The sequence below is a fragment of the Streptomyces otsuchiensis genome (genome assembly GCF_004305975.1).
Taxonomy (GTDB): Bacteria; Actinomycetota; Actinomycetes; order Streptomycetales; family Streptomycetaceae; genus Streptomyces; species Streptomyces otsuchiensis.
In genome coordinates this window covers 1-21,015 of sequence record NZ_BHZI01000039.1, presented here as the reverse complement: position 1 = coordinate 21,015, position 21,015 = coordinate 1, and the positions used below count along the sequence as shown (strand labels likewise).

Sequence of the window (21,015 nt, the reverse complement as noted above, 5' to 3'; positions counted from 1 at the left end):
ATGATCGAACGTGGCTCATACTTCCGCCACTTGCCGACGAGAAGGCAACCACAGAGCCTTGATCACCCGATTGGGTGTAGTGCCCTCAGGCGCTCTTCTGACTCCCGGGCGCCGTGCTAACTTCGATCGGCGGAACGTGCACAGAGGCCGGTTTCCACTCTTCACCGAGCACGATTCAGTCAGATCAGCCAAGGACGGGGAATGCCTTCCAACGCGTACAATTTGGAACGGGCCAAGCGGCAGCCGCTGACGAAGAAAAACCTGCGAGAACTCAATATCGAGCAGATCTGGCAGTCCATCCTCAATCACCCGAACCTGGTTTACGTCGACGAGTACGGGGTTCGTCACAAACCCGTCGGTTTTTCCCTGAACAAGTCGAGCTTCGGTTCTTTCCCCGGTTCTGCGTTCAAACTCGGGTGGCTGGCCTACATGAACCTCGGGGAGCCGCTGATCGAGGAGCGACGCAACGTCGAGCAGCCTCCGCCCGACACCTTCTCCTCACGCACCTACGCCAACCGCAGCCAGGCGTCCCCGATGACCTTCACCGACTCGGTCGAGTTCACCGTGTCGAACGAGGTGACCTGGTCGCTCCAGGGGGAGGCCGAGTTGACCTTCGGCGGCAGCGTCAGCGCGGAGCTCCAACTCCAGCTGCAGAACCAGCTGCAGCTGGACCTCCAGACGCAGCTCCAGACCCAGCTGCAGAACGACCTGGAGAACAAGAACACCAACACCGTCACCAACGAGAACAGCAAGGACGACATCGGGGTCGACAACGCCAACGCCACCGAGACGGCCGCGAAGAACTCGGCGACGAACTCCGCCACGAACTCGGTGACCAACTCCGTGGCGTTCACGACCCTGGGCAGCGCCACCGGAACCGCGGAGCTCAACGCCCAGCTGATGCTGGGCATCACGGCCTCGGTCGGTGGCTCCCTGACCACCAGCTGGGCCTCGAACTCACAGATCTCGGGCGAGGTCCCCCCGGGCTCCCGCGTGGAGACCCTCGTCACGCAGCGGCGCACCCGCAAGCAGTACTCCTACGAGATCCCGGTGACGTTCTCCGGGTTGCTCGCGGTGCGATATGAGGTGCCGGTGCCGGTCCTGTCTCCCCCGCAACCCGGGAACCACCCCGGCCTCGACCAACTGGTCGCCCGCGACCTCGGCGACATCGACCTGGCGGGGGGCGGCTTCCGGATGAAGGGGCTGGCCGAGGTCGTGTCCGCCCTGGAGGTCCACCACACGATGTTCGACGGCGAGACCTTGACGGACAGCCAGCGAGAGCTGCACAAGAAGCCGTGACCGGGCGGTTCGGCGCCGCCACGACGACGAACAGGGGTGACGACCATGGTGTTCGACAACATCTTCGGCTTCGCGGGCAAGGGCGCGGGGCTCTTCTCTGTGACCACCGACGGCGCCAAGCCGCAACCGGGGGCGGGCGTCGACTTCGAGGACGCCGACGAGGACACATACGACGACACGAGCACGAGCCTGTTCGACAGCGCGATCCACGGGGCTTCCTCCCGCGCCAAGGTCGTGCAGGAGCAGTCGCCCGAAGCCCGGGCCGTCCTCGGCTTCCTCGGCTCCTTCATCGCGACCACCCAGGCGTCGGCGGGTTCGCAGGCCGAGTACGCCCAGGATCCCGGCTCGGTCTCCACAGCGGCGTCGGCCGGCATGCGGGAGTCGAGTGCGACGGTGACGGAGCACGGCGGCCTGCAGAAGGACGAGGACCTGGAGAACAGGCCGAAGAAGAGCGACTACACCAAGCCTCCCGAAGCCCCCGAGGCGCCGGAGGCATCCAAGCCGACCGCCGAGGACCCGTCCGGTTCCGTGTAGTGGCCGGCTGCCGGGTGGTCAGGGGCGAGATCGCCCCTGACCACCCGTGTGTCACGCCGGCACCAGCTGCCACTGCCGGTTGCGGTGGTCGCCGTCCGCACCGCGCTGCCTGACCACCGCACGCGCGTTGGTGTCGACGCGCAGGAGCAGACCGGTCTTCCGGTTCGCGATCTCGTACACCCGGTCGTCGCCGGCCTCGGAGCCCACCGGGATCAGCCTCCACTGCTGATGGCGGGCGTCGCCCCCCTCGTAGCCGCGTTGCGTGACCACCGCGCCGTCCGCCTCCTGTGCTCCGGCGACCTCCAGCACCTTTCCGCTGCGCACGTTCTCGAACATGTAGAGGACGTCACCGTTCTCCTGGCCCGCCGCGACCAGCCGCCACCGCTGGTGGTCACGGGGAACCGCGAGCGACTGCTGGACCTCGGCCCCGTCCTTGGTGGACTCACGGACGACCGCCATGCGCAGCCTGCTCCGGGTGTTGGCCCAGGCGACCACCGTGCCGGACTCGGGCAGCCCGCCCATCGTCGGTGAGGCGATCTTCCGGACCCGGTTGTTGACGTAGTCGGTGATGTAGAGCGTGTCGACGCAGTCCACCCCGAGCCCCAGCGGGTGGTTGAGCTGGGCCGAGGCGGCCGGGCCGCCGTCACCGCCGAAACCCGCGGCGCCCGTGCCGGCGACCGTGCTGACTTTGCCGTCCGGGCTGATCTTCCGGACCCGGTGGTTGCGGTAGTCGGAGACGTAGAGGACGCCGGTGCTGTCCACCACCGCCGCCAGCGGGGTGTTCAGCTGCGCCGAGACCGCCGGGCCGCCGTCACCGCCGAAACCCGCGGCGCCCGTGCCGGCGACCGTGCTGATCGTGCCGTCGGCCGCGACCTTCCGGACCCGGTGGTTCTCCGCGTCGACGACGTAGAGGCCGCCCTCGTTGTCCACAGCCACTCCGTACGGGCGGTTCAGCTGGGCCGACACCGCCGGACCGCCGTCTCCCCTGAACCCCGCGGCCCCGGTCCCCGCCACGGTGGTGATCGTGCCGTCGGCCGCGATCTTCCGGACCCGGTTGTTGTTGTACTCGGCGACGTAGAGGACGCCGGTGTGGTCCACCGCCACCCCGAACGGGCGGCTCAACCGGGCGGCGGTGGCGGGGCCGCCGTCACCGCTGAATCCCGCGGTGCCCGTGCCGGCGACCGTGGTGATCGTGCCGTCGGACGCGACCTTCCGGACCCGGTGGTTGTCCGCGTCGGCGAGGTAGAGGGCACCCTCGCTGTCCACCGCCACCTCACGCGGGCAGTTGAGCTGAGCCGAGAGCGCAGGGCCGTTGTCACCTTTGAACCCCGCGGCCCCGGTCCCCGCGACCGTGCTGATCCTCCCGTCGGTGGTGATCTTCCGGATCCGGTGGTTGCTGTAGTCGGAGACGTAGAGGGTGCCCCTGCTGTCCACCGCCGTCCCGTACGGGCGGTTCAACTGAGCCGAGAGGGCCGGCTCGTTGTGGCCTTTGAACCCCGCCGCGCCGGTTCCCGCGACCGTGCTGATCGGAGGGGCGGGGTGCTCGCCGCCCGTGGTTACCGCAGGGCCAGTGCTCATCTTCATCCTTCGCCGTTCGGCATTCACCACCGCCTACTACAGACGGTTGTTGATGTATTCCAGAAAGTCACACAAGCGCGGGATGGGCAAGCCCACTTCCGGGTGCTCCGCGGGGAAGCGCGTTGACGGGACGCCGCATCTGGCCGGTCGTCGACCTTCGTGGACAGCCGGATGTGAGACCGCTCGGCCTCACCGGCTTCCCCGGCCGGACCGCTGGGCGTCGGGAGCCGGGATCCGTACGTCGGGAGTCGGGAGTCGGGAGTCGCACGATGGCCGGGAAGCGGCCAACCGAAAGCGGGCGGGCCGCCGGCTCGCTACCTTCCGGGCGACCGGCCGCCGAGGGCGTGCCGGGTGCCGATGGAACTGCCCTGGAGGCTTGTTGAACACGCGAGGCAACAGAACAGGCGTGGCGGTGGTCGCCGCTTCGGCGGTGCTCGCTCTGACGGCGGGGCCCAGTGGCGCGGCGGGTGGCCCGCCGCCTCCCGGCGCCGGGTCCGGCGCGGCGGGCTCCGGCGGAGGGTCGGTGACGCTGATCACCGGTGACCGGGTCCTGCTGGGCGCCGGCGGCTCGGTCACCGGACTGGCGCGAGGCGAAGGGCGCGAGCACATACCGGTCCGCGTCGTGGATCAGGACGACACGACCCTGGTGATCCCGTGGGACGCGGAAGCGCTGATCGCGGACGGCACGGTCGACCGGAACCTCTTCGACGTCGGGGAGTTGACGCAGGAGGCGTACGACGACTTCGACGGCGTACCGGTCATCATCAGCTACGAGGACGGCTCACACGCCGTCGCGGAGGCCGTGCGTTCGGATGCGGATGTCGAGGTCCGCGCCCAGCTCGACGCGGTGGACGCGGACGCCCTCACCCTCGCCGAGGAGCACTCCCCCTCCCTGTGGGAGACGCTGACCGAACCGGCCGACGAGGACCGGATGGCACCGGCCGCCGCCACCGGGATCAGAGCGGTCTCGCTGGACCGGGTGCGCCAGGCCACCCTTGAGCACAGCACCGGGCAGGTGGGTGCGGACCGGGCGTGGGAGGCGGGCTATGACGGAGACGGCGTGACCGTGGCCGTGCTCGACACCGGTCTCGACGCCGGCCACGGCGACTTCGACGGCAAGATCCGCGACACCGCCGACTTCACCGGCGAGGGAGGCGGCGACACCGACGGCCACGGCACCCATGTGGCATCCACGGCCGCCGGCAGCGGTGCCCGCTCCGACGGCACCTACCGGGGCGTCGCCCCGGGCGCCGACCTGCTGGTGGGCAAGGTCCTCGGCGAGCGTGGCGGGCTGGACTCGTGGATTCTGGAAGGCATGGAGTGGGCGGTCGAGGAGGGGGCGAGCATCGTCAACATGAGCCTCGGTTCCTACGCCATGGGCGGCTACGACCCGTTGGTGGAGGCCGTCGACCAGCTGTCGCAGGAGCACGGCACCCTCTTCGTCATCGCCGCCGGAAACGACGGCCCCGAGCCCGGCAGTGTCGGCTCTCCGGGGCTGGCGGCGTCGGCGCTGACGGTCGGCGCGGTCGACGCCGACGACGTCATCGCTGACTTCTCCTCGGCGGGCCCGCCCCTCGGCGAGGCCGCAGTGAAGCCGGACATCTCCGCGCCGGGCGTCGACATCGCCGCCGCCGCGGCGGCCGGCAGCAGGATGGAGCTGATCGGCGCTCCGGTCACCGACGGGTACACGGCGATCTCGGGGACCTCGATGGCCACACCCCATGTGGCGGGAGCTGCCGCCCTGTTGCTCCAGAAGAACCCGGAGTGGACCGGCGAACAGCTCAAGGCCGCGCTGGTCGGCTCGGCCCTCGGCGTCGACGCCACGCCGGTGCGCACGGGCTCCGGCCGGCTGGACGTGTCGCGTGCGCTGGAGCAGTCCGTGACCGTCGAGCCGAACGCACTCGCCTTCGGTTCGGTCGAACACCCCTACGGCGGCGCCGACCCGATCTCGCGCGAGATCACCTACCGCAACGCCGGGACCGAGGAGATCACCCTCGCTCTGGAGCTCTCCACCTCGGCGCCCGACGGGGGCGAGGCGCCGGAGAAGCTGTTCCGGCTCGCCGCGCCCTCGGTGACCGTCCCCGCCGGCGGCTCCGCCACGGTGGAGGTGGTCGCCGATCCCACGGTCGCGGGGCCGGACGCCGCGGGTCACTACTCGGTGGTGGTCGTCGGCAGCGCGGGTGAGCAGCAGGTCCGGGCCGCCGGCACGGTGACCCTGCGGCACGAGCTGCACGACGTCACCGTCGAGGTCGTCGACCGGGACGGCAACCCCGCCGAGGGTGCCCGGGTGTTCGTGGTCGGCGCCGAGGACGGCTTCAACGACCTCACCGAGGACGGTGTCGTCACCGGCCGGGTCGCCGCGGGCGACTACCTGATCGAGGTCCTCGCACCCAGCCCCTGGGACGCGGGCCCCGATGACCAGCGCGTCGACTGGGCGCTGGCGCCCCGGCTGACGGTCGACGACTCGGCCACGGTCGAGGCGGACCTGCGGGACGCGGAGAGGCTGGACTTCTCCGCGCCGGACCCGGACGCCGAACTCCTCAGCCTTTCGGCGCTCTTCAGCTCCCCCGGTGTCAGCGACTGGATGTGGTTCTTCGGCGCCCCGGCGGACGGTGTGCACAGCCTCTCGCTGGACGACCCCCAGGACGGCGGCGACTTCGAGCTCTCGGTGCTCTCCCATCACCAGAGCGACGACGGCAGCCAGTTCCACGGCCACCGCGAGGTCAACGGCGCTTTCCCTACCGGGCTCGTCAATCACCCGGACCACTCCGACATGGCCCGCGTCAGCACCACCGTCGGCACCCGGGCGGACGGCGCGGACGGCTGGGTCGGAGCGGCGCCGGCGGCGTTCGGGCTCGGCAGCGGCGCGGAGGTCCGGCTGCCCGGCACGACCGACCTCTGGCTGCAGTCCGGCACCCCCTGGACCCTCTCCGGCCTTCAGTTGGACGCCGACGGCATGGGGGTGCAGTCGGCGATGCAGCACCCGGAGGAGTTCGCGGCCGGTGAGTCCTTCGAACGTACCCTGAACACAGGGGTCTTCGGGCCGGCCCACTCGATGGGGGCGGCCTTCGTCCGCGAGGAGAACCTCGTCTGGAGCGATGTCTCCTTCTTCGCCCCGGGCAGCTCCGCCAGCGGATGGGCCGACGAGGGCGCGGGCCGGACGCGCGTGTACCGCGACGGTGAACTCCTCCACGACATCGCGTACGCCCAGGGTGTCGCCTTCGGCCTTCCCATCGGGGAGGCGTCGTACCGGGTCGTCTCCACCGCCTCACGTGCGGAGTCGGGATACGCCGATGTGTCCACCGAGGTGACGGTCGACCACACGTTCACCTCCGGGCGCACCACGCGGGCGGAGCCGATCGCGGGTCCGCTGGCGGTGCGCTTCACTCCCGCCCTGGCCGCGGACAGCACCGCGCCCGCGGACGAGCAGGGCTTCACCGTGCCGTTGGCCGTCGAGGGCGGCACCGCGGCGACCCTGCTGGTGGAGTCCTCCACCGACGGCGGCGAGTCGTGGGCCACGGTCCACGACGGCTCGGGCGATGCCACCGAGGTGACGGTCGACAACCCGGCCGCCGGCGGATCGGTCTCGCTGCGCGCCACCGCGGTCGACGCGGACGGCAACCGCACGGTCCAGACCATCATGGACGCCTACCTCACCCGCTGATCACCGCACCGGGCCGGGGACCGTCCCGCCCGCACCCGAAGGAAGAGCCGGGCACCTCCACGACGGAGGTGCCCGGCTCTCGAGGTGACGGGACGGGGCGCGGCGGGCACCGTCCCGCCGGGGATCAGTCGAGCCCTCCCTCGCCGAGCTGGTCGCGGATCAGGTTGATCAGCTCGTCGTCGTCGGCGTCCTGGATACGGTCGCTCGCGGTGCTCTCCGCGATGCTCTCCGCGGTGCCCGGCCGGTCGGCGGTCCACTTGTCGAGGAAGGCCTGCAGGCGGACGGTGACCCGTGCCTTGGACAGTCCGTCCGGCGGCGAGTCGGCCATCGCGGCCTCCAGGGTGTCCAGTGCCCCGATGAGCGGCTCGATGTCGGTGACCGGGTCAGCTCCGGGCAGCGTGCCGTTCAGGTGCTCGGCGAGGGCGGCCGGCGTCGGGTAGTCGAAGACGATCGTCGACGGGAGCGGCGTGCCGCACTCGCGCGCCAGCAGGTCCCGGAACTCGACGGCGGTCAGCGAGTCGAAGCCGAGGTCCTGGAAGGGGCGCGTGCTGTCGATCTGCTCGTCCGCGGCGTAGCGGAGTACGACGGCCAGGGCGCCTCTGATCAGCTCCGTCAGTTCGGTCAGTCGCTCGGCGGTGCTCAGCGTGGCGAGTCGGGCCCGCAGCCCGGTGTCGGCCTCCTCATCGGTCGGTGTCTCGGTCAATGCCACGGCGCCGGCCGCCTCGGGCAGTTCGCGCAGGAGCGGACTCGGCCTGCCGGAGGTGTACGCCGGGGTGAACCGGGTCCAGTCCACGTCGGCGACGGTCAGGTTGGTCTCGCCACCGTCGACCGCCTGTGCCAGCGCGGCGACGGCCAGGGCCGGGTCGAGCGGTGCGAGGCCGCGGCGGCGCAGGAACTCCTCCGCCTCCCCGGAGACCGCCATGCCGGCGCCGGACCACGGGCCCCAGGCAACCGAGGTGGCGGCCAGTCCGTGGGCGGCGCGGTGCTGGGCCAGGGCGTCCAGATACGCGTTGCCGGCCGCGTAGAGTGCCTGCCCCCCGCTGCCCCAGGTGGCGGCGATGGAGGAGAACACCACGAACAGCTCCAGGTCGGCGTCTCTGGTGAGCTGGTCCAGATGGGCCGCACCGAGGACCTTGCCCCCGGTGATCCGGGCGATGTCCGTGAGCTGGGTGGTCTCCAACGGGCCGGACTGGGCGACGCCGGCGGCGTGGACGACACCGAGCAGGGGACGACCGGCCGGTACGGCGGCGAGCAGTTCGGCTACCGCTTCCCGGTCGGCGACGTCGCAGGAGGCGACGGTGGCGTCCGCGCCCAGGGCGCTCAGCTCCGCGATCAACTCGTCGGCTCCCGGTGCCCGCGCACCGTGACGGCTGGTGAGGAGCAGATGGGACACCCCTCGTTCGGCGAGCCACCGCGCGACCGAGGCGCCCAGGGCGCCGGTGCCGCCGGTGACCAGGACCGTGCCCGGCCGCGAGGGCGTCCAGGCCGGGGCGGCCACCTCCGGCCGCTCCGCTCGGAACAGCCGGCGGGCGAGCACCCGGCCTTCGCGCAGGGCGAGTTGGTCCTCTCCGGTGTCGCCGTGCAGTACGGCGGCCAGCTGGGTCAGTTCCTTCTCGCCGCCCGCGGACAGGTCGATCAGGCCGCCCCAGCGGTGCGGGTGTTCCAGCGCCACGGCCTGCCCGAAGCCCCACAGCTGCGCGTGCTCGGCCCGGGTGACCCGGTCCGTCGCGTCGACCGCGGCGGCGTCGCGGGTCAGGACCCACAGCGGGGCGGTCCACTCGGCGTCGCCGAGGGCCTGGACGAGGGTGAGGGCCACCGCCAGGTCGGCCTGGTGGGCCGCCGGGTGAACGACTCCTCGAAGGTCCTCGGATGCCGCCGCCCTGAGCCGGGTGGCCAGCTCGTGCCGGTCGGGGTGGGGGTCGATCGTCAGGGGCAGGACGTGGGCGCCGGCCGCCCGCAGTGCGTCGCCGACGCGGGCGGCTTCCTCGTCGCCCGCCTCGGTGACCAGCAGCCAGCTGCCGTCCAGGGTGGCGTCGGGTACGGCGACCGGTGTCCACTCCACCCGGTAGCGCCAGCCGTCCACCGCCGCGTGCTGTCGTGCCTGCCGCCGCCATGACGACAGGGCCGGCAGCACCTCCGCCAGCGCCTCCGGGCGCGCGTCCCAGCGCAGGGTGGTCGCGACCTCGGTGACGTCCTCGCGTTCCACCGCCTCCCAGAACCGGGACTCGCCCGGGTCCCCGGCCGGTGCCGGGGCCGGCGTCACGGTCGCCGCCTCCGGCCAGTACCGGTCGCGCTGGAACGCGTAGGTGGGCAGTGCGACCCGCCGGCCGTGCGCGGGTACCGCGGCCGTCCAGTCGACGTCGACGCCCACCGCCCAGATCCGGCCGAGCGCCGCCCACGCGGTGCGCACCTCGTCACGGTCCCGTCGCAGGACGGGGGCGAAGGCGCCGGTCACGCCGGACCGGCGCGCCATCGCGCACAGCACGCCGTCCGGGCCGAGCTCCACGAAGCGGGTGACGCCCTGTTCGGCCAGCTGCCGTACGCCGTCGGCGAACCGGACGGTCTCGCGTACCTGCCGCACCCAGTAGTCGGGTGTGGTCAGCTCCGCGCCGGCCATCGCGGGGATCACCGGGATACGGGGCTCGGCGAAGGTCATGGCCTCCACGACCTCCGCGAACTCGGCCAGCATCGGCTCCATCAGGACCGAGTGGAAGGCGTGCGAGACCGTGAGCCGGCTCGTCCTGCGGCCCTCCCGCGACCACCGCACGGCGAACTCCTCGACGGTCTCGGCCGCACCGGAGACCACGAGTGACGACGGACCGTTGACCGCGGCGATGTCCAGCCGTCCCTGTACGGCGTCGAGGATCTCGGCCTCGGTCGCCTCGACCGCGAGCATCGCGCCGCCGGCGGGCAGTGCCTGCATCAACTGACCGCGCTTGGAGACGAGTTCGCACGCGTCCGCGAGGGAGAGGACTCCCGCGCAGTGCGCGGCGGCGATCTCCCCGATCGAGTGGCCGAGCAGAACGTCGGGGACCACGCCGAAGGACTCCAGCAGCCGGAAGACTGCCACCTCGACGGCGAACAGGCCGGACTGGGTCCACACGGTCCGGTCGAGCCCGTCGCCGTCGAACACGACGTCCCGAACCGGGCGTTCGTGCCTCAGGTCCAGCTCGGCGCAGACCGCGTCGAAGGCGTCGGCGTACGCCGGGAAGGAGTCGTACAGCTGCCTTCCCATACCGGCTCGTTGCGCGCCCTGGCCGGTGAACAGGAACGCTGTGCGCCCCTCGCCGGCCGTCTCCGAGATCAGGTCGGGGGCCGTCTCGCCGGTCGCCAGCGCGGCGAGGCCTGCCAGCAGGTCGTCGTGGCCCTCGCCCAGGATCACCGCGCGGTGCTGGAGGTCGGCCCGGGACAGCAGGGACCTGGCGACATCTGCCGGCGCCTGCTCCGGCTGCGCGGAGAGGGCTTCGTGCAACCGCCTCGCCTGTGCGGCGAGTGCGGTGGCGGAGCGGCCGGACACCAGCCAGGGCGGTGTCGTCCCGTCGGCGGGGCGATCGGTCGGCGCACTCTCGTCCGCCGGTGCCGGTCCGGCCTCCAGGATGATGTGGGCGTTGGTGCCGCTGATGCCGAAGGAGGAGACGCCCGCCCGGCGCGGACGGCCCGCCTCGGGCCACGGCCGCGCCTCGTTCAGCAGCTCCACGGCGCCGGCCGACCAGTCCACCTGCGTGGTGGGCTCATCGGCGTGCAGCGTCGGCGGCAGCGTGCCGTGCCGCAGCGCCAGCACCATCTTGATCACGCCCGCGACACCGGCGGCGGCCTGGGTGTGGCCGAGGTTCGACTTGACCGAGCCGAGCCACAACGGCCGCTCGGTGTCCCGGTCCTGGCCGTACGTCGCCAGCAGTGCCTGCGCCTCGATCGGGTCGCCGAGCCTGGTGCCCGTACCGTGTGCCTCGACCGCGTCGACCTCCGACGGCGCGAGGCGCGCGTCGGCCAACGCCTGCCGGATGACGCGCTGTTGGGACGGACCGTTGGGGGCAGTCAGGCCGTTGGAGGCGCCGTCCTGGTTGACCGCGCTCCCCCGGACCAGCGCGAGGACGTGGTGCCCGTTGCGGCGGGCGTCGGACAGCCGCTCCACCAGCAGCACACCGGCACCCTCGCCCCAGCCCGTACCGTCCGCGTCGGCCGAGAAGGCCTTGCAGCGGCCGTCTTCCGCGAGGCCGCCCTGCCGGGCGAACTCGGTGAACGCCGCCTCGGTGGACATCACCGACACGCCGCCCGCGAGGGCCAGGTCGCATTCGCCGCGCCGCAGCGCCTGCGCGGCCAGATGGAGCGCCACCAGCGACGACGAGCACGCCGTGTCGATGGTGAGCGCCGGGCCTTCCAGTCCGAAGGCGTACGACACCCGGCCGGACAGCACCGCCGCCGCGTTGCCGGTGGCCGCGTGGGCGTCCAGCCCCTCGTCGTCGGAGCCGGCCAGCACCACCGGGTAGTCCTGCCCGTTGGTGCCGACGAACATCCCGACGGAGCTTCCGCGTACGGCGCGCGGGTCCACCCCGGCGGACTCGAAGGTCTCCCACACCGTTTCGAGCAGCAGTCGCTGCTGCGGGTCCATCGCCAGCGCCTCACGCGGGCTGATCCCGAACAGTGCCGCGTCGAACTCCGCGACTCCGTCGACGAAACCGCCGCGCAGCTTCGAGGAGTCGGGCAGTGCGGTGAGATCCCAGCCCCGGTCGGTGGGGAACGTCGTCATGGCGTCCACCCCGCCGAGGAGCAGCTCCCACAGGTCGTCGGGGGAACCGACGCCGCCGGGCAGCCGGCACGCCATGCCGACGAGCGCCAACGGCTCGTCCACCTCGGGGGCGGCGCCCGCCGGGGGTACGACGGCCGGTGTCGGCCCGTGCTCGTCGCCGAACAGCTCCTCGGTCAGGAACCGTGCCAGCTCCGCGGGAGTCGGCCGGTCGAAGACCAGCGAGGCGGGCAACCGCAGTCCGGTCCGCAGGCCGGCCAGGTTCCGGAACTCCACGGCCGCGAGCGAGTCGAAGCCGAGATCCCGGAACGCCTGGCCGGCACCGACCGCCTCGGCCGAGTCGTGCCCCAGTACCGTCGCCGCCCACGAGCGGACGGCCGCCAGCAGCAGCGCGCCGCGCCGTCCCGCCGGTGCCTCGGCGAGCTCCGCCCGGAACTCCGTGGCCGGCACGGCCTCGGTGGCCGGGGTACGGGCCGACGCCGCGTCCGGGAGTTCGCTCAGCAGCGCGCTGCGGCGCGTGCCGGTCAGCCCGGCCGCGAACAGCGGCCAGTCGATGTCGGCGATCACCGGGTCCTGGTCGCCGGTCGCCAGGGCCCCGGCCAGCGCCGTGACGGCCAGCTCCGGGTCGAGCGGGGACAGGCCACCGCGCCGCAGCCGGTCGGCGACCACATGGTCGTCGGCCGCCATACCGTCGTGGGCCCAGGGGCCCCAGGCGACCGAGACCCCGGGCAGCCCGCGGGCCCGGCGGCCGTGCATCCAGGCGTCGACGAAGGCGTTGGCGGCGGCGTAGTTGCCCTGCCCCGCGCTGCCGACCGTTCCGGCCAGCGAGGAGAACGCCACGAAGAACTCCAGCTCCGCGCCCGCGGTCGCCTCGTCCAGCGCGACCAGTCCGGACACCTTCGCGGCCAGTACCGTCTCGAAGCGTTCCGGGGTGAGGGCGTCGAGCGTGCCGTCGTCCAGCACGCCCGCGGCGTGCACCACGCCGATCAGCGGGTGTTCGGCGGGGAGCCGCTCCAGTGCGCCGGCCAGCGCCGCACGGTCGGCGACATCGCCGGTCTCGACCGTGACCCGGGTGCCCAGGTCGGCCAGTTCGGTGACCAGTTCGGTCACGCCCGGAGCCCGCGTACCGCGTCGGCCCATCAGCACCACGTGGGGTACGCCCCGGTCGGCGAGCCAGCGGGCGGCCACGGCGCCGAGCGCTCCGGTGCCACCGGTGACCAGCACGGCACCCGGCCGCGACGGCGACCACGGGGTGCTGCCGGCGGACTCGGCGCGCACCAGCCGGCGGCCGTACACACCGGCCGCGCGTATCGCCACCTGGTCCTCACCGGTGCCGCCGCCGAGGACGACGGCGAGCCGTGCCCCGGCTCTGGCGTCGAGCACCGACGGGATGTCGAGGAGACCTCCCCAGCGGTCCGGCTGTTCCAGTGCCGCGACCCGGCCGAGGCCCCAGATCTGCGCCGGCACCGCGGCGGGCGCGGCGTCCGACCGTCCGACCGAGACGGCGCCGCTGGTCAGCGCCCACAGCGGGGCGTCGATTCCGGCGTCGCCGAGCGCCTGGAGCAGGCACAGGGTCAGCTGGAGGCCGGCGGGCAGCCCGGGGCGAGGGGTCGCGTCGTCCGCCCAGGCGGCGAGTGAGACCACCCCGCTCACCGGGCCGGCGGCGGCGAGCCGGGCGGCGAGGGCCGCCCGGTCCGTGCCGGTGGGCAGGAAGTGGACGGCCTCGGCGCCCGCGGCGACGAGCGCGGCGGACACCTCCTGGACGGGGGCGGGGGCCGGCTGGTTCTCGGGGACGACCACCAGCCAGCGGCCGGTCAGCACCGGCGTCGCGGGCAGGTCGGAGACCGGGCGCCAGGTCGCGAGGTAGCGCCAGGAGTCGATCGCGGACTCCTTCCGCCGCTGCCGCCGCCACGAGGACAGCATCGGCAGCGCCGCGCCGAGCAGGTCCAGGGTGCCGGGGTCGTCCAGGACGTCCGCGAGCGCGTCGATGTCCTCGTGCTCGACCGCGTCCCAGAACCGGGAGTCCGTCGCTTGGGCGGACGGGAGCGTGGCCTCGGTGGTGGCACGCGGCCAGTACCTGTCCCGCTGGAACGGGTAGGTGGGCAGGGCGATCCGGCGGCCGGCGGGGGCAGCCGTCGACCAGTCGGCGTCCGCGCCGTCGGTCCACAGCCGGGCCAGGGCCAGCAGCGCGGTGGTGGGCTCGTCCCGCCCGGCTCGCAGGACCGGGGCGAACACGGCTTCGAGATCGGCCTGTTGGGCCATCCCGCACAGCACTCCGTCCGGCCCCAGCTCCACCAGGCGGGTCACGCCCTCAAGCCGCAGCGACTCGACGCCGTCGGCGAACCGGACGGTGTCGCGGACCTGCCGTACCCAGTAGTCCGGGCTGGAGAGGAGGCCGGGCCCGGCCGGCCGGCCGGTCAGGTTGGACACGACGGGGATACGGGGATCGGCGAACTCCGTCTGCTCCAGCACGGCGGCGAACTCGGCCAGCATGGGCTCCATCAGCGCCGAGTGGAAGGCGTGCGACACCGTCAACCGGCTCGTGCGACGCCCCTGGCCGCGCCAGAGGGCGGCGAACTCCTCGACCGTCGCGGCCGGGCCGGACACCACCACTGACGAGGGGCCGTTCACCGCCGCGACGTCCAGCCGGCCCTCGATCGCATCGACGACCTCGGCCTCGGTGGCCTCCACCGCGAGCATCGCCCCACCGGCGGGCAGCGCCTGCATCAACCGGCCCCTTGCCGCGACGAGTCGGCATGCGTCGGAGAGTGAGAACACCCCGGCGCAGTGTGCGGCGGCTATCTCACCGATCGAGTGGCCGAGCAGCACGTCCGGGACCACGCCCCAGGACTCCAGCAGCCGGAACACGGCGACCTCGACCGCGAACAGCCCGGCCTGCGCCCAGACCGTCCGGTCCAGGTCGGTGCCGTCGAACACCACGTCGCGCACCGGGTGTTCGAGGTGCGTCTCCAGTTCGGCGCAGACCGCGTCGAAGGCGTCCGCGTACACCGGGAACGTCTCGTACAGTCCGCGGCCCATGCCCGCGCGCTGCGCGCCCTGGCCGGTGAACAGGAACGCGGTGCGGCCCCGCGTCGCCTCGGCCGACAGTGTGTGCGCGGCACTCGCGCCGTCGGCCAACGCGGCCAGCCCGGCGAGGAGTTCGTCGCGTTCGGTGCCGACGACCACCGCGCGGTGGTCCAGGGCCGCCCGGGTGGTGGCCAGCGACCAGGCCACGTCGTAGGGGTCGACGTGGGGCTGGGCCACCAGCCCGCGCAGTCGTGTGGCCTGGGCCCGGAGACCGTCGGCGGTCTTCGCGGACAGCGTCCAGCCCAGCGGCCGCGGGGTGCGCGCGGGTGCGGGCGCCTCGTCGTCAGGCGCCGGCGCGTTCTCCAGCACGATGTGCGCGTTGGTGCCGCTGATGCCGAACGACGACACCCCGGCCCGGCGCGGTCGGTCGGTGACCGTCCAGGGCCGGGAGTCGGTGAGCAGTTCCACCGCCCCGGTGGACCAGTCGACGTGCGGGGTCGGCTCGTCTACGTGGAGGGTCGCGGGGAGTACGCCGTGCCGCATCGCCATGACCATCTTGATCACGCCCGCCACGCCCGAAGCCGCCTGGGTGTGGCCGATGTTGGACTTGACCGAGCCCAGCCACAGCGGGCGGTCCTCGTCCCGGTCCTGGCCGTAGGTGGCCAGCAGAGCCTGTGCCTCGATCGGGTCGCCCAGGCGGGTGCCGGTGCCGTGCGCCTCGACGACGTCGACCTCGTTCGTGGTCAGGCCCGCGGTGGCCAGCGCCTGGCGGATGACCCGCTGCTGGGACGGGCCGTTGGGCGCGGTCAGGCCGTTGGACGCGCCGTCCTGGTTGACCGCGCTGCCGCGCACGACCGCGAGGATCTCGTGGCCGTTGCGGCGGGCGTCGGAGAGCCGCTCCAGCACCAGGACGCCCACGCCCTCGCCCCAGCCGGTGCCGTCCGCGGCGCCCGCGAACGACTTGCAGCGGCCGTCGGAGGCCAGTCCGTCCTGCCGGTCGAACTCGGCGAACGCCGCGGGCGACACCATGACGGTCACCCCGCCGGCCAGCGCCAGCTCGCACTCACCGTTGCGCAGCGCCTGCGCCGCCCAGTGCATCGCCACCAGCGACGAGGAGCACGCGGTGTCGACGGTGACCGCCGGTCCCTCCAGGCCGAAGGTGTACGCCACCCGGCCGGAGATCACACTGTTGGCGGTGCCGGCCAGCCGGTATCCGTCCACGCCTTCGAGACCGTCGTCGGGACCTCCGTACCCCGAGGAGGAGGCGCCGGCGAACACGCCGACGGGCCGGCCGCGCAGCGAGCGCGGGTTCAGCCCCGCAGACTCGAACGCCTCCCAGGAGGCTTCGAGCAGCAGCCGCTGCTGCGGGTCCATCGCGAGGGCCTCACGTGGGCTGATACCGAACAGTCCGGCGTCGAACTCCGTTGCCGCGTCCACGAATCCGCCGCGTGCGGCCGCTCCGGTGACCACGCCCCTCGGCCATTCGCGGTCGGCCGGGAAGGCGGCGATGCCGTCGACACCGTGGGAGACCAGCTCCCACAGCTGCTCGGCGTTGCGCACCCCGCCCGGGTAGCGGGCGCTCATCCCGACGATCGCGATCGCCTCGTCCGCGACGCCGGCGGCGGTGGGGCCGGCGGCGGTAAGGGCGGCGACCGGGCCGCTGTGCTCCAGCAGTTCGGTGGACAGGTGCTCTGCCAGTGCGGTGGGGTTGGGGTGGTCGAAGACCAGGGTGGCCGGCAGGGCCAGCCCGGTCTCCGCGCCGAGCAGGTTGCGCAGTTCGACGGCGGTGAGCGAGTCGAAGCCGAGATCGCGGAAGGACCGGTCCGGCTCGATCGCGTCCGGGGAGGCATAGCCGAGCGAGACGGCCGCGCGCGCCTGAATCAGGTTCAGCAGCATGCCGTGGCGGCGGCTCTCGGGTGCCGCGGCCAGTTCGTCGCGGAAGGCCGAGCCCCGGTCGGCGGCTGCCGACGCCGGCGCGAAGGCCGCTGCGGCCTCCGGCAGTTCGGCGAAGAGGGCGCTGTCCCGGCCGGAGGCGAAGGCGGGCGCGAACCTCTCCCAGTCGACGTCGGCGACGGTCACACAGCTCTCGTCCGCTTCCACCGCGCGCTGGAGCGCGCGAACGGCGAGGTCCGGCGCCATCGCGACCAGACCGTGGCGGTAGAGGTACTCCTCGGCCCCGCCCTGCCCGGCCATGCCGTCGCCCTCCCACGGGCCCCAGGCCACCGAGGTGCCGCTGCGTCCGCGTGCCCGCCGCTGCTCGACGAGCGCATCCAGGTGGGCGTTGGCGGCCGCGTAGACGCCCTGGCCTCCGCTGCCCCAGGTCGCCGCGATCGAGGAGAAGACCACGAACAGGTCCAGCTCCGCCTCACGGGTCAGCTCGTCTAGATGGGCCGCACCGGTCACCTTGACGTCCAGGACGCGGGCGATCTCGGCCTCGTCGGTGTCGGCGAGCGGTACGGCCTGTCCGGCGCCGGCCGCGTGCACGATACCGGTCAGCGGGTGCTCTTCGGGGATCGACTCCAGCACGGCTGCCAGCGCCGCACGGTCGGTGACGTCGCAGGCGGCGATGGTCACCTCGGTTCCCTGGGCGGCGAGTTCGGCCACCAGCTCCGCGCTGCCCGGGGTGTCGGCGCCTCGGCGTCCGAGCACCACCAGGCGAGGCGCGCCCCGTTCGGCCAGCCAGCGGGCCACCCGCTTGCCGAGGCCCCCGGTGCCGCCGGTGATGACGACGGTCCCGGAGGGCGTGTACGGGGTGCCGGTCGGCCCGTCGGCGGCGGCGCGGACCAGACGGCGGCCGTACGCGCCGGAGGAACGCAGGGCGACCTGGTCCTCCCCTGTGCCGCCGGCCAGTACGGACACCAGGAGGCGGGCGGCGCGGTCGTCGAACTCGGCCGGGAGGTCGATCAGACCGCCCCAGCGGCGCGGCCGTTCCAGTGCGGCCACCCGGCCGAGGCCCCAGGCCTGGGCCTGGGCCACCTCGCGCAGCGGGTCGGAGCGTCCGATCGACACCGCGCCGCTGGTGAGCATCCACACCGGTGCGTCCAGCTCGGCGTCGTCCAACTGCGCGAGCAGCGCCACCGATTCGGTGACGGCTCCGGAGGACGGGGCCAACACGACGACTCCGGCGACGGCGGCGGACGCGCCGGCGCCCAGCCGGTCGGCTTCGCGGTCCAGCGGGGCGACCTCGGCGCCGGCGGCGCGGAGCGCCTCGGCGAGGCGGGCGGCCGGTTCGGCGTCGGCCGGGGTGGCCGCGACCAGCCAGGTACCGGAGAGAGTGGCGGTGGTGCTGGTGAGCCGGCTGAGCGGGGTCCAGGTGACGCGGTAGCGCCACGATCCGACGACCGACTCCTGGTGGCGGGACCGACGCCACTGGGAGAGCGCGGGAACCACCGCGTCCAGAGGCGCGGACGCGTCGGGCAGGCCGATGGTGTCGGCGAGTTCGGTGAGGTCAGCGCGGTCGACCGCGGCCCAGAACCGTGCCTCTTCCGCGTCGGCGGGCGCGGCCGGGCCGGCCGCCGCCAGCGGCTCCGGCCAGTACCGCTCCCGCTGGAAGGCGTACGTCGGCAACGCGACCCGGCGGCCGGCGGGCAGCACCGCCGGCCAGTCGATCTCCGCGCCGGCGGCCCACAGCCTGCCGAGCGCGGCCAGGGCGGTCCGGTGCTCGTCCCGGTCACGTCGCAGCACCGGTGCGAACACCGCGTCGGCGACGGTCTGCTGTGCCATAGCGCAGAGGACCCCGTCGGGGCCGACCTCCACGAAACGGGTGACGCCGCGTTCGGCCACCTCCCGTACGCCGTCGGCGAACCGGACGGTCTCGCGGACCTGGCGCACCCAGTACTCGGGGGTGGACAGCTTCTCGCCCGCCATCGCCGCGACGACGGGGATACGCGGTTCGGAGTAGCTCACCGACTCCACCGCTGAGGCGAAGTCCGCCAGCATCGGTTCCATCAGCGCCGAGTGGAAGGCGTGCGACACCGTCAGCCGGCTGGTCTTGCGTCCCTCGTCAGCCCACTTCGCGGCGAACTCCTCGGCCGTCGCGGCGTCACCGGAGACCACGACCGACGACGGTCCGTTGACCGCCGCGACATCCAGGCGGCCCCGTACGTCCGCGACCACCTCTGCCTCGGTCGCCCGCACCGCGAGCATCGCTCCGCCGGCGGGCAGCGCCTGCATCAGCCTGCCCCGGGCGGCGACGAGCGCGCAGGCGTCGGCGAGTGAGAAGACCCCGGCGCAGTGGGCGGCCGCGATCTCGCCGATCGAGTGCCCCAGCAGGACGTCGGGGACCACTCCCCAGGACTCCAGCAGCCGGAACACGGCGACCTCGACCGCGAACAGCCCGGCCTGGGTCCACACCGTCTGGTCGAGGTCGGTGCCGTCGAACACCACCTCGCGCACCGGGTGTTCCAGGTGCGTGTCCAGTTCGGCGCAGACCGCGTCGAACGCCTCGGCGAACGCCGGGTACGCCTCGTACAGTCCACGGCCCATACCGGCCCGTTGCGCGCCCTGGCCGGTGAAGAGGAACGCCGTGCGCCCCTCACCGACCGAGCCCGAGACCACGTTCGCGACGGGGTCGCCGGAGGCCAGAGCGGTCAGGCCCGCGGTGAGTTCACGGTGGCCGTCGCCGACGACCACCGCGCGGTGGTCCAGCGCGGTCCTGGTGGTGGCCAGCGACCAGGCCACGTCGTGCGCGTCGGCTTCCGCTGCGGAGAGGGTGGCGGCCAGACGTTCTGCCTGGGCGCGCAGTCCCTCGGGTGTGTGCGCGGAGACCAGCCAGCCCAGCGGGCCGGGGGAGGAAGTGGACTTGGACTTGGACGTGGGCGTGGCGTCGGAGGGCGCGGGCACTGCCGCTTCCAGGATGACGTGCGCGTTGGTGCCGCTGATGCCGAAGGACGACACCCCGGCGCGGTGGGGACGGTCGGACAGCGGCCAGGGGCGTGCCTCGGTGAGCAGTTCGACCGCGCCGGTCGACCAGTCGACGTGCGAGGTGGGCTCGTCCGCGTGCAGCAGCGTCGGCGGCAGCACGCCGTTCCGCATCGCCAGCACCATCTTGATGACTCCCGCGACGCCGGCGGCGGCCTGGGTGTGACCGATGTTGGACTTCACCGAACCGAGCCACAGCGGACGGTCCTCGTCCCGGCCCTGTCCGTAGGTCGCCAACAGCGCCTGCGCCTCGATCGGGTCACCGAGCCTGGTGCCGGTGCCGTGCGCCTCGACCGCGTCGACCTCGGTCGCCGCGAGCCGCGCGTTCGCCAGCGCCTGCCGGATCACCCGCTCCTGGGAGGGGCCGTTGGGCGCCGTCAGACCGTTGGACGCGCCGTCCTGGTTGACCGCGCTCCCCCGCACGACGGCCAGGACCTCGTGGCCGAGCCGCTCCGCGTCCGACAGCCGCTCCACCAGCAGCAGGCCGACGCCCTCGGACATACCGGTGCCGTCGGCCTCGGCGGAGAACGCCTTGCAGCGTCCGTCCGAGGCCAGCCCGCGCTGGCGGTCGAACTCGGTGATCACACCCGGGGTCGCGAGGACGGTCACGCCGCCGGCGAGCGCCATCTCGCACTCGCCGTTGCGCAGTGCCTGCACGGCCAGGTGGAGTGCCACCAACGACGAGGAGCACGCGGTGTCGACGGTGACGGCCGGTCCCTCCAGGCCGAAGGTGTACGCCAGCCGCCCGGACGCCACGCTGGTGGTGGTGCCGGTCATCAGATGGCCGAGCGCGTTGTCCGGCAGTCGCATGCCGTGGCCGTACTGGGCGTGCGCGGCGCCGATGAACACACCGGTGGAGGAGCCGTGCGCGTCCGAGGTGGCGATTCCGGCGGACTCGAAAGCCTCCCAGGCGGACTCCAGCAGCAGCCGCTGCTGCGGGTCCATGGCGAGGGCCTCGCGTGGTGAGATACCGAACAGCGCGGCGTCGAACTCCGTTGCCTGGTCGAGGAATCCACCGCGTGCCGCCTCGGCGCCGACGATGTCCAGCGGCCAGCCCCGGTCGGACGGGAAGGCGGAAGTGGCGTCCATGCCCTCGCTGACCAGCGGCCACAGGTCCGCCGGCGAGGCGACCCCGCCGGGGAGCCGGCAGGCCATGCCGACGATCGCGATCGGTTCGCCGGGGGCGGCGGCCGTCGTCGGTCGCGTGGCCGGTACGGGGGCGGGGTCGCCACCGAGGCGGGTGCTGAGG

At 73.3% G+C, this 21,015-nt stretch carries 5 protein-coding genes; 3 read left to right on the top strand and 2 right to left on the bottom strand.

Going from position 1 to position 21,015, the window contains the following annotated elements:
* Window positions 1-201: 201 nt before the first annotated feature.
* Entirely contained in the window at window positions 202-1,299 is a 1,098-nt protein-coding gene (locus tag E0D90_RS06135; RefSeq protein WP_130796898.1) for a hypothetical protein, read from the top strand.
* Window positions 1,300-1,344: 45 nt separating this feature from the next.
* Window positions 1,345-1,833 (top strand): hypothetical protein, encoded by a 489-nt coding sequence (locus E0D90_RS06130; RefSeq protein ID WP_130796897.1) that lies wholly within the window; start codon window positions 1,345-1,347, stop codon window positions 1,831-1,833.
* A 51-nt stretch (window positions 1,834-1,884) separates the two neighbouring features.
* On the opposite strand, the gene E0D90_RS06125 is transcribed toward E0D90_RS06130, so the two are convergent.
* Window positions 1,885-3,411 (bottom strand): NHL domain-containing protein, encoded by a 1,527-nt coding sequence (locus E0D90_RS06125; RefSeq protein WP_130796896.1) that lies wholly within the window; start codon window positions 3,409-3,411, stop codon window positions 1,885-1,887.
* 523 nt (window positions 3,412-3,934) lie between these two features.
* Between E0D90_RS06125 and E0D90_RS06120 the strand changes: the two genes are divergently transcribed.
* The gene (locus tag E0D90_RS06120) at window positions 3,935-7,075 is read left to right on the top strand and encodes a S8 family serine peptidase (RefSeq protein WP_170214926.1); all 3,141 of its coding nucleotides are present in this window, start codon (window positions 3,935-3,937) and stop codon (window positions 7,073-7,075) included.
* Between the two features lie 124 nt (window positions 7,076-7,199).
* Here E0D90_RS06120 and E0D90_RS06115 read toward each other — a convergent pair.
* On the bottom strand, window positions 7,200-21,015 hold a 13,816-nt coding region (locus E0D90_RS06115), incomplete at its 5' end, for a type I polyketide synthase (RefSeq protein WP_438827373.1).

What these genes read in the sequence shown, in the direction of transcription:
- E0D90_RS06135 (WP_130796898.1), top strand. Translation starts at nt 202, where the DNA reads ATGCCTTCCAACGCGTACAATTTGGAACGGGCCAAGCGGCAGCCGCTG.
- E0D90_RS06130 (WP_130796897.1), top strand. Translation starts at nt 1,345, where the DNA reads ATGGTGTTCGACAACATCTTCGGCTTCGCGGGCAAGGGCGCGGGGCTC.
- E0D90_RS06125 (WP_130796896.1), bottom strand. Translation starts at nt 3,411, where the DNA reads ATGAGCACTGGCCCTGCGGTAACCACGGGCGGCGAGCACCCCGCCCCT.